This window comes from Neorhizobium petrolearium (genome assembly GCF_029854435.1).
Taxonomy (GTDB): domain Bacteria; phylum Pseudomonadota; class Alphaproteobacteria; order Rhizobiales; family Rhizobiaceae; genus Neorhizobium; species Neorhizobium petrolearium.
Genome location: NZ_CP123000.1, coordinates 4,188,895 through 4,201,686, shown reverse-complemented (window position 1 = coordinate 4,201,686; position 12,792 = coordinate 4,188,895). Strand labels below are relative to the sequence as shown.

The window sequence follows — 12,792 nt, the reverse complement described above, 5'->3', positions numbered from 1 at the left end:
GTCGGATGATAGGGATTGGAAGTCAAGAGCGCTTCTTCGGCAAGCGCCGCATTGCCGCATTCTCGGCGCAAGCCAAGATCAAATCCATTTTCGGGCTGTCGAGCCTTACCTGCTGAAGGACGTTCATAAATTTCTTGTAGATATCGAATGCCCACGGCTCCTGGTTTGCAATGCAGAGGGGAAGCTCGGCACAAGCCTTGCCGCTAAGGCCGATTTCCCGCTGGGCGCGGACAGCCCATGCCTGGTGCGGCGAGGGCAGCATCGGCCCGACGCAGATGCGATAACGACGGCAAACCCGTAAATGGCAGATGCGATCCGAGATGCAAAACAATGTCGCAGCCGCGCGGCAGAGTTCCTCGTGCTGTTCGGCCCGGCGCTTTTCGTAGTTGCTGAAGTCCGGCTCATCCATGCTCTTCCTCCTTTGCGGCAAGACAGATTCACTCCTTGGCGATCTCGGTGGTTTTGTTTCGGCCGGGACACGTCGGGTGCCTCGAATTAGATTTTTATAGTGACACGCGACGTGTCCCGTTCAGTGTTCTTGTGCTGCGCAACTCCGGTTCCTCTACGGCGATATGGTCTTACGTCCTTGCGGATGCCATAGCGGGTTGGGTGCGACACACGCACGCCGCGCAACAAGGCACGGGGGGAACCATTTTCTGCGCAGCCCCTGACAACCCGCCTGCATCAACGGCAGGCCGAAAGGGCACCGGTCCCATCTCGCCGGCGATGCTTGAACCGGTGTAGCCGAAACGGAACGCGAAGATTGTAGGCACAAGGCGCGAGGGCGGGGATAAACGGAGGCAGTTTTTTCTGTCGATTTCTCGCAAGGTTTTGATTTGGCTCGCCATACCCCCCTCTGCCCTGCCGGGCATCTCCCCCACGGGTGGGGAGATCACAAGCGGCATGGCCTTCCCACAAAGCAATGACTCACCAAACTGCTCCGCAGTTGTTGGGGAAGCAGGTGCGTTCAGCCTATCTCCCCCGCAAGGAGGGAGATAGGGTTGTGCCATGCATAACGCCGTCCTCGGACGAAGCGGCTCACAGGGAGGGGAATATGGCGATCGCCGTGGCGCGGCTCAAGGAATTGCTGGCGTTCGAAGACGTGTCGCTGACGCTGATCGATAGCGCCGTCGAAATCCACGACGGATATGTTCTGGAGCGGCTGCGGTTCCAGCTCTCAGACGGAACGGAAGTCCGCGGCTTTCTGACCCGGCCGGGCGAAGCCTCCGCCAGTCCCGGACCGGCGATCCTTTATGCCCATGCGCATGGCGGCCGATACGATATCGGCGCTTTGGAGCTGACCGAGGGCCGCGCGGCGCTCCTCGATGCGCCGGGCCCCGTGCTGGCGCGGGAAGGGTATGTGACGCTGTGCATCGACATGCCGACCTTCGGCGAACGGGCGGGCGTCACCGAGGATGCGGCCGCAAAGGCGGCGCTCTGGCACGAGAAGACGCTGTTCGGGCAGATGGTCTCGGAACAGGTGGGGGCGCTTTCCTGGCTGGCGGCGCGGCCGGACGTCGATCCGGAGCGGATCGGGGTCACCGGACTTTCGATGGGGGCGACGCTCGCCTATTTTCTCGCGGCGGTCGATCACCGGGTGAAGGCGACCGCACATCTCTGTTGTTATGCGGATTTCGCCACCCTCGTGCAGACGGGCGCGCATGACCGCCATGGGCATTATCTGACGGTGCCGGGTCTTTTGAAGGAAACCTCGATCGGCGAGATCGCCGGGCTGGTGGCGCCGCGGGCGCAGCTCATCTGTGTCGGCTGGGATGATCCGCTGACGCCGCCGGAGGCGGTGGAGAAGGCCTTTGCCGAGACGGAAGCGGCCTATCTTGAAGCGGAGGCGCTTGGGGCGCTGGTGTTCCTGCCGGAAGCCGGCGTCGGGCATCAGGAAACGCCCGCCATGCGCCGGGCGGTGCTGGCGTTCTTCAAGGGGTATTTGTGAGGCTTGAGATCACGCTATTTGCCAAGGCCGGTGATGTGAACGCATTTGATGGATATCTGATCCCTCATTTTCGACCTGGCGTAACGCGCGATCTGTCCTGCAGGACATTTCTTGTTGTCGAAAAGAACGGCTCGTCCCGGCGGCAAGGTCTGAAGTGTCGGCTGGGTGGTCACTGTCCTGCTCTGGGCATAAGCCGAAGTGGCTGCGACCGGCTCCAGCAGAACCGCGACAGACAAGGCAATCATGGACATGCGATACATTCGGGCCTCCCTTCCGCTCGCTTCCGGCGAGTCTATAGACGGGCCGGCGGGGCGGCCAGCTGTCCATCCGGAGTAGGGGAGGCCAAAAGGGCAGGGGTGGGACTTACGCCCCTTTGACCCGCAATCCATTCTGATCGAACAGATGCAATGGCGCGCCGGCGACGGAGAAATGCACCTCGTCGCCCGGGGCGATATGCTTCTGGCCCTGGACGACCGCGAGCAGCTTTTCGCCGTTCAGATCCGCATGGATGACGGTTTCCGAGCCGAGGGCCTCCACCAACCGCACCTTGACCGGCAGGCTGCCCGGATTGTTCGCCAGCGTGATGTGCTGCGGGCGGATGCCGACCGTCAGTTTTTCGCCGGCCTTCAGCTTGTGGCCACGAAGCTTGTGGTCGGCAAGCGGCACGGTGAGGCGATGACCGCCACCGATGACAAGCGTGACCGAACCGGTTTCCACCTCCTGGACTTCGCCCGAGAGGAAGTTCATGTGCGGCGCGCCGATGAAGCCGGCGACGAAGCGGTTGGCGGGCGTGTTGTAGAGTTCGAGCGGCGTGCCGACCTGTTCGATCCTGCCGGCGCGCATGACGACGATGCGGTGGGCGAGCGTCATCGCCTCCACCTGGTCGTGGGTGACATAAATCATCGTCGAGCCGATGCGGGCATGGAGTGCGGCAAGCTCGGCGCGAGTCGAGACGCGCAATTCCGCATCGAGGTTCGACAATGGCTCGTCGAGCAGGAAGGCCGTCGGACGGCGGACGATGGCGCGGCCGATCGCGACGCGCTGGCGCTGGCCGCCGGAAAGCTGGCCGGGACGGCGCTCGAGATAGGGCTCGATCTCCAGCATGCGGGCGGCTTCCTGGATGCGCTCGGCGATCTCCGGCTTCGGCATGTTGGAGTTTTCCAGCCCGAAGGCGAGGTTCTGGCGCACGCTCATATGCGGATAGAGTGCATAGGACTGGAAGACCATGGCAAGCCCGCGGTCGGCGGCGGTCACCTCGTTCACCCGCTTGCCGTCGATCTCGATCTCTCCGCCGGTGACCTTCTCAAGGCCGGCGATGGTGCGGAGCAGCGTGGACTTGCCGCAGCCGGAGGGGCCGACGAAGACGACGAACTCGCCATCGTTGATATGCAGGTTGATGTCTTTCAGGACGTCGACGGCGCCGTAGGATTTCTTGACATCGGTGAGTTTGATCTCGCCCATCGGTGTTCCTTATTTAAGTCCGGTGCCGGCAATGCCGGTGGTGATGAAACGCTGCAGAAAGATGAAGACCAGCACGACCGGGATCATCGTCACGACGGTCATGGCCAGGATGAAGTGCCACTGGACGTTCAGTTCGCCGGAATAGATGCTGAGCCCCACCTGCAGGGTGTAGAGCTCGCGGCGGGACAAAACGATCAGCGGCCAGAGGAAGTCGTTCCAGCGCCAGACGACCGAGAAGATCGCGAGCACGGCGAGCGCCGGTGCCGTCAGCGGCAGCACGATGCGCCAGTAGATCTGCCATTCGGAGGCCTTGTCCATGCGCGCCGCGTCGATCAGTTCGTCGGGGATGGTCAGCATGTATTGGCGCAGGATGAAGACACCGGTCGGTGTGGCGACGGTCGGCAGGATGACGCCCCAGAGGCTGTTGAACAGGCCGAGCGACGAGATGATCGAATAGAGCGGCACCATGATGACCGAGAGCGGCACCATGAGCGTCGCAAGAATGATCAGCATGGCGGCGGAGCGGCCGCGGAATTCGTATTTCGACAGCGCGAAGGCGGCCATGGAGTTGACGACGAGGGTGATCAGCGTCGCCGTGACCGTCACGAAGACGGAGTTCCAGAGGTAGCGCAGGAAATCGAAATGGACGAAGGGTTCGGTATAGTTCGACGTCGCGAAGGAGAGGGTACGCACCGGCTGGCGGTCGTTGATGTTGACGCGGATGATCTCGCCCGGCGTCTTCGGATCGACCATCTGGGACATGATGCCGATGCGACGCACTTCCGCCAGCACGCGGGTCGAGCCGTCCGGCATCTTCGCATCAAAGAGCTGCAGCGGCTTGTCGTAGCCCTCGACCGTCGCCTGGCTGGTGACATAGGGCAGGATCGACGGCGGGAATTCGGCAAGTGCCGCCGGGGTCTTGAAAGAGGAAAAGGCAAGCCAGACGGCCGGGCCGAACATGATGATCAGCCCGCCGATCAGCCAGACCCAGGTGACGATGTCCGTCCAGTGCCAGCCCTTGCCGCCCTTGCGACGCAGAATGAAACGCGCAGCCGCACCCATCAGCGTTTCCCCTTGTTCTCGTTCTTCCGGCCGATGCCGAGCTGGATCAACGTGAGGACCACGAGTACGCCCCCCATCAGGATCGAGGCCGCGGCCGCGAGGCCAGGATTGCGGAGCGCCGAGGCAAAGCCCGTTTCATAGATATACTGCGTAAGGTAGAGCGTGCTGGTGCCCGGACCGCCGCCGGTCAGCACATAGACCTCATCGAAGATCTGGACCGCGCGGATCAGCGCCAGCACCACGACGACCAGGAGATTGGGAGCAAGCAGCGGCAGGGTAATGCGCCAGAAGACACGCGCGGGCTTCGTGCCATCCATCTCGGCCGCTTCATAGAGATCCTTGGGAATCGCCTGCAGGCCGGCGAGCAGGATCAGCGCATAGAAGCCCATATGCGCCCAGATCGACACGCCGATCGTGGCGGCGAAGGTCCAGGTGCGGTCGGTGAGCCAAGTATAGGGCTCGGTGTCGCCGAACTGGAAGAGGATGAAGTTCAACAGGCCCTGGCGCTGCAGGATCCATTTCCAGATCAGCCCGACGACGACGGGCGATAACAGGACGGGGAAGAAGAAGACGGCACGCCAGAAGGAGCGGGCAGCAAGATCGCGATTGAGGATCAGCGCCGTGATGAGCGCCGTCAGGATCATCAGAGCGACCTGCAGGATCACGAACCAGAACGTGTTGCCGACGGCCGTCCAGAAGGCATCCTCCTGACAGGACATCGGGTCGAGATAGTCGGCGCAGGTGAAGAGGCGCGCGTACTGATCGGCGCCGACGAAATTGCGCTCGGCGAGGAAGAAGGCAGTGCCGCCGGTCATCGAATAGACGAAGTTGATGACGAGCGGCAGCAGCACGAAGATGCCGAAGATCAGCATGTTCGGCGCCAGGAAGAAAGCCGCCATGCCGCCGATGCCGGTCGATTTCTGCAGACCGCGCAAAGGTACGTCGATGAGGCGCATGACGAAGTTGACGGGCGTCATGAGGAGAGCGGAGAGGCGGGAAGGTGAAGAAGCTGTGCTCATTGGATCGAACTCCTTCCCGGGGCTTGATTCCAGTTTCTACCTGACAGGATCGGTGTGTGTGGAAAAGGGACGGCGCGGCCGGCCGATCTCCCCCCTCGAGGGGGAGATGCCGGGCAGGGCAGAGGGAGGTATCGTTTCGACACTTCGCTTACCGTCGATTCTGCTGCGCGGGAGCCACCCCCCTCTGTCATCTTCGATGACATCTCCCCCTCAAGGGGGGAGATCAGAGGGAGCTTGCCGGGCCGCTTCGTACCTTCAACCACAACCGTCCTTCCCATGAAGAGAAGGCCGAGATGCCCCGCGGTGCGGGCGGAGCAATTTGGCCGGCCTGTCATCACTGACCAGCGTCCTTGACCTTCTGGGCGATATCGGCGTCGATGCGCGTGAAGGCGTCGTCGAGCTTCAGTTCGCCGGCGAGCGTCTGGCCGATGCGGGTGACGACGGCGGCATAGACCGTGTCGGACCAGCGCCAGCCGGGCAGTTTCAGAGCGGTTTCCGACGTCGTCTTGGTCGCTTCGACAAACTTGGTCAAAGCAGCCTTGGCTTGGGCATTGTCGGTCTTGAAGTCGAGACCGCCCTTGTCCACCACGCCCTTGTGGCCGGGCAGGAAGAGGGTGCGCTCGGAGAATTCCTTGACGATGTCTTCTCGGGCAAACCAGTCCATGACGGTCGCGACGTCTTTCGGGTTCTTGGTGTATTTGACCGCGACGAGGGCCGCGCCGCCGGGCATGCCGGTGCAGGCTGCCGAACCGCAGGGGCTGCCGACCGCGACCCAATCGAAGTTGTTGCCGATCTTGGTCGCGAGGTTCGCTACCTGCCAGGAACCGGAATAATAGAAGGCGAGCTGACCGTTGATGAAATCGTCGGCAGCAGCGCGATAGGTGGAGCCGGCGGCCGAGACCCAGACGTCCTTGGCGAACGTGCCTTCGCCTGTCCAGTTGACGAACTTGGTGAGGAAATCCCTGGCGCCCTGATCCAGCGGGGCGGGCTTGCCGTCCGTGCCGATGTAGTTCGCGCCGTAGGAGAGCATCGGGGCGGTGATGCGGTGGCCGGAGCGGTCGATCGCCATGGCGAACGGGATCTGCTGGCTCTCCTTGACTTTCTTGGCCGCAGCGGCCCAGTCATCCCAGGTGGCTTTCGGCCCCGGAATTTCGACGCCGGCCTGTTCGAACAGCGTCTTGTTGGCGAAGCCGCCGGTCAGCGTGATCTGCGTCATGAAGCCGGAGATCTGGTTGGAGCCGTCGGGACGCATCCAGTCCGCCTGGGCGCCGAAATTGTCGTCCCAATACTTGGCATCCTTGACCAGCGGGCGCAGGTCGAGCCAATGCCTGGAGAGGTCCTTGATCGCGGTGACGCGAGCGATATCCGGGCCGTTGCCGGCTTCGAGCTGGACGGGGAGCTGTTCCTTGATGACGCTGTAGGCGACGTTATCGAGGATGACGTTGATGCCCGGATTTTCCTTCATGAAGCGGCCGACGAGGTCCTTCATGACCTCGCCTTCGACGCCGTCCGAATACCACATAATGCGCACGTCGCCGGCGAAGGCCGCCGTCGTGCTCATGAGGGCAAGCGCTGCGCCTGCCAGGATGGATTTCATTTTCATGTTCATTTCCTCCTCTTTATGGACGGGGCCTCCTCCCGTCCTTGCTTTTTAAACCTGCATGCGCCGATGAGGCGGGACCAGCATTTTCGCCTCGCCCTTCACGGTATAATCGGCGCGCGTGATCACGCGGCCTTCCGCTTCTATCGCGCCGTCGGCCTTGAAGCGGACGGTACCATATTCGGGGTCTTCAACAAGGAATGCGCCGCCGGCTTCCTGCCTTGCGGCAAGGCCGCCGAAGCGGCTTTCGACGGAGGCCAGATCGCCGGCCTCGCAGACGCGGACGATCCAGCGGGTTTTCCGGCCGTATTGCCGCAGTTCCGCGCCGGCCGACGGGCCTTCGGTGACGGGGACGAGGTCGGAGCCGGCGCTGAGAAGAACGGCGCCATTGCCGGAGCGGGCGAGCGCCAGGCTGCCGGATACGCGGGTTTCGTCGAATTCCGCCTTCGGGAACCAGGCATGGGTGAAATCCGGCTGTTCCTCGTAGGTGGTGAATTCGAGGATCGCGAGGCCGCGATATTGCTGGACGCGCGGGATGGTGCCGCAGCCGCCCCAATAGGACGGGCGGCCGTATCCGAACTGGATGGTTTCCCCCGGATGGTTGATCCAGATCGCCGCTTCCGGCTTTTCGCCGAGGCGCAGATGCAGGACGGTTTCCTGGTAGCCCCATTCGTCCCAGCGGTAATGGACGGTGGAGCCCATGGCGAAGTGTTCGCTCTTATAATGATAAAGCGCGGCGAAGGAGTTCTCGCCCTGGGCGAAGCGCCATTCCTGATGTCTTGCGTCGCGATGATCGGCGATGGCCGCAAAGGCGGCGGGGATTTCGAGACCATGGTCGCGCAGGCACACCGCCATCTGCGGCAGGCAATGGACGCGGCGGCCGTAAAAACCCTTGCCCCAGAGCAGGCGGGCGACGGCGGAAAGCTCCAGCGAGCGGCCGGCGCAGAGCGTGTGTTCATAGGAGCGCCCTTGCGCCGCCGTGACCATGCCGTGATGGGCAGAGCGCGCGATGATTTCGCAGAGGCGGACGATGCCGGCCTTGGCGCGGTCGGCGATATCCCTGTCCGGCGAGAGAGCGGCAAGCGCCGTCAGGCCCTTGAGGTCGATCGGGAAATAGGGGGCGGAGTTGAACTCCGCCATTTCCCACTTTTCGAAATGGTCGAGCCAGGCGCGGACGCGCTCGGCGCCGACCTTCGCCTGCTCCGAGCCTCTACGGCCGGAACGGACGAAGGTGGCTTCCGGGAGGAGATTGCCGGCGAGATAAGCCGACGTATGGAAGAGAAGTGCGTGGTTTTCCGAAAAATACCACTGAACGTCGTTGCCCGGCTCGTCCATCCAGTAGCGGTAATTGAGGATGGCGCCGTCGATGCGGGCACGGGTCTTCTCGTTGATATCCTTGCCCCATACGGTGCGCGACCAGATAAGCGGCACGAGCGAGAAATCGGCGCAGTCGTGGCAATCCTCGATCGTTGGCAGGATTTCCTCGATCATCGCATCCGTGTCGGCGCCGGCGCGGCCGCTGGCGAGACGGGCGAAGGCGCGGACGGTATCGCGCTCGGAATATTCGGAGACTTCATCCAGCGTTTCGGCGATGCGATCAGACAGGGAGGCGGGGGCCTCACCCTGGCGGGCGGCATGGCAGATTTCGACGCCGACCGAGCGGGAAGCGATGAAGCCGCCGGCATTCAACGTCACACGCAGGTGGCGGAAATCGGCAGGCGCCTTCTCGGATGCGCCGATGTTGAGGCTTTTGGCACCGGCCGGCAGCGTGAAATCGAAATCGAAGCGCTCGCGCGACATGAAGTCGCCTTCGATCGCGACGTTGACTTCGACCTCGATCGGCAGCGGCTCGGCGAAGAGAACGGTGATATCGCCGCCGAAATAATGCTGGCGGTCGAGATGCATGCCGTCGAGCGCCGTTTCGAGGCTTTCGGCGACGTGGCCCGCGACCGGGACGGGGATGGCGACATTGACGGTCGGTCCGGAGAGATAGTCGAACTGGTAGAAATAGCGCGCATCGCGCTCGGCGAGATCGTCGAAGAAGAGGACGATTTCATTGAGGCCCGCGGTCAGCGGAAGGTCGAATTCCTGCTTGGCTTCGAGGTTACGGCTATAGGGCGCCATCCAGCCGATCTCGGTGCCATTCAGCCAGAGGACTGCGCCGCCGCAGGTGCCGAGGCGGATTTTTGCAGTGCCGGCGGCCTCGGCTTCGATATAGGTGCGGGTAAAGGTGGCGAGCCGCGTCGGGCGGAACCAGAAGCCGGAAAGATCGAGACGCGGCGAACCGAAGGGCAGCCACCAGCGGGCGGCCTCGAACTCGCCGCGCACGTCGGGCCTTTTTCCCCGATAGGTCTCGGCAAAGATGGTGCGGCAGGGATATTCGTGCGGGATGAAGTTCTTCACCTTGGTCAGGAAGAAGAACGGGTCCATTTCGCCTTTCATCGGCGCGTCCGGCACGTCGAACCGTTCCTGCGCCGTGCGGCCGAGCTGCCAGTACCGGACCGCTTCGCCCGGCTTCAAGGTCTTCCGCATCCAGTTTGCTTCAGGGTTCATGTCAGGTCCGCACTTATTTCAGTTCGCTGAGGGCCACGGGGGCCACGTCGTTATATTCCTGGTTTTCGCCGGTCATGCCCCAGACGAAGGCGTATTGCGCCGTGCCAGCGCCCATATGGATCGACCAGGCTGGCGAGAGCACGGCGTCGAGGTTCTTCACGACGAGATGGCGCGTCTCTTCCGGGCGGCCCATCAAGTGGATGACCCGCTCTTCGTCGGGCAGGTCGAAATAGCAATAGGCTTCCATGCGGCGCTCATGCAGGTGCGGCGGCATGGTGTTCCAGATGCTGCCTTCGGCGAGATCGGTGATGCCAAGCAGAAGCAGGCAGGATGGCGCCACTTCCGGATGGATGTACATCCGAAGATTCCGCAGGTTGGCACGCCTGGCCTCGCCGAACGTGAGCGGCTTCGATTCCGCCCGCTTGATGAGGCGATGCGGGATATCGGCGCCGGCCGGCACGGAATTCATGTAGAAGCGGGCGGGCTTTTCAGCAGATGCGCTGGCGGCCGAGATTTCCTGCGCGCCGCGGCCGACATAAAGCACGTCGCGGTTTTCCAGCGTAAAGCTCTTACCGTCGACGGTGATGGTTCCGGCGCCGCCGAGGTTGGCGATGCCCATCTCGCGGGCGGAAAGCAGGAAGGGGGTGCCGATCTCCTCGCCCGAGCCGAAAGTCAGCGTGGTGGAAACCGGGACGGCTCCGCCGAGGATCAGGCGATCGACATGGGTATAGGTGAAGCTCACCCTGTCGGCCTGGAACAGGTCTTCCATCAGGAACTCGGCGCGCAGCCTGGCCGTGTCATAGGTCTTGATGTCGTCGGGGCCTGCCCCGTAAAGCACTTTCATCGTCATGCCGTTTTTTCTCCCGCGTCCACGTGCCGAAGCGCTTCGGACAGGCAGAGAATGGAAAGCGCCTGTCCGTAGCCGGTCGGCTGGATCGGAATGTCCCGATAGAATTGCAGGTCGTGGCCCATGCGCGTGCCGTAGGAGACATTCAGCACGGTGCCGGTGTCATCGATATTGGCGAGCACTGCCTCGACGGCCTTGAGGCCGGCGGCGCGCCATTCGTGCGTGCCGAGGCCGAGGCGATAACCCTTCAGCAGGCCGTAACCGAAGCCGGCGGTGGCGGAGATCTCCTCGTAGGAGGAGGGATCGTCGATGAGGGTGCGCCAGGCGCCAGAGGCGGTCTGCAGCGGCAGCAGCGCGTTCACCTGTGCCACCAGCACGCCAAGGAGGTAGTCCTTCACCGGGTTCGGCATTTCCGCGAGGTCGAAGAGATCCAGCATGCCGGCGGTGATCCAGGCATTGCCGCGGGCCCAGCGGGCCTCGGCGAAATTGTGCCGGCCCCGGAACGTCCAGCCGTGGAACCAGAGCCCGGTCTTCTTGTCGGCGAGATAGCGGGTGTGGACGAGGAACTGCCTCGCGGCTTCGTCGACCAGTTCGGTGCGGCCGCTCGCCTGGCCGTAGGAGGCGAGGAAGAGGGCGACCATATAAAGCGTGTCGTCCCAGAGTTCGCCGTCGTTGACCTTGTCGGAAACGTGGTGCTCGAAGGCGCCTTCCTCGGTGCGGCCCATTCCGGCCATGACGTGGGTCGCCCAGGCATCGAGAACCGGCTGCCAGCGCGGATCACGCGTCTCCCGCCAGAGCACGGACAAGCCCAGCATAGGAGCGGTGGTGTTGACGTTGAGCGAGGGGAGGCCGGCTTCTATGCGGGCCGCATACCAATTTTCGATGAGGGCCTTCAAATCGTCGCGGCCGGTGAACAGCCAGAGGCGGATCAGGCCATAGAGGCCGACGCCCTGCGGCCATTCCCAGCTATCGAAGGAGATATAGTCGCCGGCGGTGCCGTCGAGATTGGGTTCGTGGAAGCGGCCATCGTGGCGAAGGCCGGTCATACCGGCCACCAGGCGGTCAAGCTTTTCACGGATATCCCGGGCTGAAAGGCCCATTATGCAACTCCTCCCTTCGCTGCAGCCATGTGGGCGCAGCATTGTCGATCCGTCTCTCCCGAACGGTAGCCTCATGAAAACATCTGAAAATTGATTGCGCAATATGAAAATTTTTTGCAGTCTGGTGTCCAATTTACGGGGAGGATGGCATGGCAACCTCAATCACTCCGGGCAAACGCGGCAAGAAGAGCCGTCGGGTTCGGCTGGAAGACATCGCGGAAAAGGTCGGTGTTTCGCTGAGCACCGTCTCGCGGGCGCTCGCCGGCGAGAAGGGGGTGCGCGCCGATATCCGCCAGCGCATCCTGGAGGCGGCGAAGGACATCAACTACACCGTGCCGACACCCGTTGCCGGCAAGAAGGTGGTGCTCGCCGCTTCGAGTGCCGCCATGATCGACTACGTGCGCAACCAGTTCACGCTCTACGTGCTCGAAGGCTTGAGGGACCGGGCGCAGGCGCTCGGGCTCGAAATCGTCACGCGCGCCGTCGCCGACGAGGCGGAAGAGAAGCTCGTGCTGGAAGAGGCGCGCGCCGACCCGGATGTGGCAGGGCTTTTGTTCCTGACCGTCGACGACGAAGGCATGCTGGCCGCCACCCGCGGTTTTGGCAAGCCGGTTGTCCTCATCAACGGCGACGATCCCTACATGCGGCTTTCGAGCGTGACGCCCTGCAATCGCTCGGCGGCGCGGCTTGCGGCGGATTATCTGATCCGGCTCGGCCATCAGCGCATCCTCTTCCTCATGCGTCCCGGGCGAAGCACCATCGACCGGCGGCGCGAAGGATGGCAGGACGCGTTTCTCCACCATGGCCTGCCGTGTCCGGCCGATCTGGTCCTGCCGGTGGACGACTGGCTGCCGGAGCTGGCGGCCCAGGCGATCGGCGAGAGGTTGCGCAGGAAGGGTCTCGATTTCACGGCGGTACTGGCAGCAGGTGACAGTCTAGCCGTCGGCGCGATGATGGGCGTGCAGCAGATGGGCCACACCGTTCCGGGAGATGTCTCCGTCATGGGCATGGACGACCTGCCGCAGGCGGCCTTCCTCAATCCGCCGCTGACGACGATGCATATCCCGATGCGCGAGCTCGGCGCGGTGGCGCTCGACCTGCTCCGCGACGCCATGTCCGGCTTCGCCACGCCGACGCGGCGGATAGAACTCGCCTGCCATATTGCCGAACGGCAATCTACAGGACCCGCGAGGAAGCCTTAA

11 protein-coding genes are annotated in these 12,792 nt (G+C 63.1%); 2 read left to right on the top strand and 9 right to left on the bottom strand.

The features are described from left to right. Nucleotides 1-22: 22 nt before the first annotated feature. Nucleotides 23-409, bottom strand: a complete 387-nt coding sequence (locus tag QEO92_RS20415) for a hypothetical protein (RefSeq protein ID WP_037157161.1) — start codon at nucleotides 407-409, stop codon at nucleotides 23-25. 645 nt (nucleotides 410-1,054) lie between these two features. On the opposite strand from QEO92_RS20415, the gene QEO92_RS20410 reads away from it, so the two are divergent. Further along, nucleotides 1,055-1,948, top strand: a complete 894-nt coding sequence (locus QEO92_RS20410) for an alpha/beta hydrolase family protein (RefSeq protein ID WP_227704235.1) — start codon at nucleotides 1,055-1,057, stop codon at nucleotides 1,946-1,948. A gap of 14 nt (nucleotides 1,949-1,962) precedes the next feature. Here the strand turns inward: QEO92_RS20410 and QEO92_RS20405 are convergent, their stop codons facing one another. The 8 genes from QEO92_RS20405 to bglB form a co-directional block, all read right to left on the bottom strand. Continuing rightward, nucleotides 1,963-2,208: a DUF6719 family protein gene (locus QEO92_RS20405; protein ID WP_037157165.1), complete on the bottom strand. Its 246-nt coding sequence runs from the start codon at nucleotides 2,206-2,208 to the stop codon at nucleotides 1,963-1,965. Nucleotides 2,209-2,311: 103 nt separating this feature from the next. After that, nucleotides 2,312-3,409 (bottom strand): ABC transporter ATP-binding protein, encoded by a 1,098-nt coding sequence (locus QEO92_RS20400; protein WP_227704234.1) that lies wholly within the window; start codon nucleotides 3,407-3,409, stop codon nucleotides 2,312-2,314. Nucleotides 3,410-3,418: 9 nt separating this feature from the next. Continuing rightward, nucleotides 3,419-4,471 carry a carbohydrate ABC transporter permease gene (locus QEO92_RS20395; protein ID WP_227704233.1) on the bottom strand — a complete coding sequence of 351 codons (1,053 nt, stop codon included), beginning with the start codon at nucleotides 4,469-4,471 and terminating at the stop codon, nucleotides 3,419-3,421. After that, a complete protein-coding gene (locus QEO92_RS20390) occupies nucleotides 4,471-5,490 on the bottom strand; it encodes a carbohydrate ABC transporter permease (protein ID WP_227704232.1) in 1,020 nt (339 codons plus the stop codon). The genes QEO92_RS20395 and QEO92_RS20390 overlap by 1 nt, the downstream gene beginning before the upstream one ends. A 334-nt stretch (nucleotides 5,491-5,824) precedes the next feature. Further along, nucleotides 5,825-7,093, bottom strand: coding sequence for an ABC transporter substrate-binding protein (locus tag QEO92_RS20385; protein WP_227704231.1), 1,269 nt, complete (start codon nucleotides 7,091-7,093; stop codon nucleotides 5,825-5,827). A gap of 48 nt (nucleotides 7,094-7,141) precedes the next feature. After that, on the bottom strand, nucleotides 7,142-9,643 hold the full coding sequence (locus QEO92_RS20380; RefSeq protein ID WP_227704230.1) for a hypothetical protein: 2,502 nt from the start codon (nucleotides 9,641-9,643) through the stop codon (nucleotides 7,142-7,144). A gap of 13 nt (nucleotides 9,644-9,656) precedes the next feature. Further along, nucleotides 9,657-10,493, bottom strand: coding sequence for a 5-dehydro-4-deoxy-D-glucuronate isomerase (kduI, locus tag QEO92_RS20375; RefSeq protein WP_081952982.1), 837 nt, complete (start codon nucleotides 10,491-10,493; stop codon nucleotides 9,657-9,659). After that, nucleotides 10,490-11,590, bottom strand: coding sequence for a beta-galactosidase BglB (gene bglB, locus QEO92_RS20370; RefSeq protein WP_037157174.1), 1,101 nt, complete (start codon nucleotides 11,588-11,590; stop codon nucleotides 10,490-10,492). Before bglB ends, kduI begins: the two co-directional genes overlap by 4 nt. A gap of 149 nt (nucleotides 11,591-11,739) precedes the next feature. On the opposite strand from bglB, the gene QEO92_RS20365 reads away from it, so the two are divergent. Continuing rightward, nucleotides 11,740-12,792, top strand: coding sequence for a LacI family DNA-binding transcriptional regulator (locus tag QEO92_RS20365; protein WP_037157175.1), 1,053 nt, complete (start codon nucleotides 11,740-11,742; stop codon nucleotides 12,790-12,792).

Excerpts from the sequence above, each read along its gene's own strand:
- QEO92_RS20415 (WP_037157161.1), bottom strand. The coding sequence starts at position 409 with ATGGATGAGCCGGACTTCAGCAACTACGAAAAGCGCCGGGCCGAACAG.
- QEO92_RS20410 (WP_227704235.1), top strand. The coding sequence starts at position 1,055 with ATGGCGATCGCCGTGGCGCGGCTCAAGGAATTGCTGGCGTTCGAAGAC.
- QEO92_RS20405 (WP_037157165.1), bottom strand. The coding sequence starts at position 2,208 with ATGTATCGCATGTCCATGATTGCCTTGTCTGTCGCGGTTCTGCTGGAG.
- QEO92_RS20400 (WP_227704234.1), bottom strand. The coding sequence starts at position 3,409 with ATGGGCGAGATCAAACTCACCGATGTCAAGAAATCCTACGGCGCCGTC.
- QEO92_RS20395 (WP_227704233.1), bottom strand. The coding sequence starts at position 4,471 with ATGGGTGCGGCTGCGCGTTTCATTCTGCGTCGCAAGGGCGGCAAGGGC.
- QEO92_RS20390 (WP_227704232.1), bottom strand. The coding sequence starts at position 5,490 with ATGAGCACAGCTTCTTCACCTTCCCGCCTCTCCGCTCTCCTCATGACG.
- QEO92_RS20385 (WP_227704231.1), bottom strand. The coding sequence starts at position 7,093 with ATGAAAATGAAATCCATCCTGGCAGGCGCAGCGCTTGCCCTCATGAGC.
- QEO92_RS20380 (WP_227704230.1), bottom strand. The coding sequence starts at position 9,643 with ATGAACCCTGAAGCAAACTGGATGCGGAAGACCTTGAAGCCGGGCGAA.
- kduI (WP_081952982.1), bottom strand. The coding sequence starts at position 10,493 with ATGACGATGAAAGTGCTTTACGGGGCAGGCCCCGACGACATCAAGACC.
- bglB (WP_037157174.1), bottom strand. The coding sequence starts at position 11,590 with ATGGGCCTTTCAGCCCGGGATATCCGTGAAAAGCTTGACCGCCTGGTG.
- QEO92_RS20365 (WP_037157175.1), top strand. The coding sequence starts at position 11,740 with ATGGCAACCTCAATCACTCCGGGCAAACGCGGCAAGAAGAGCCGTCGG.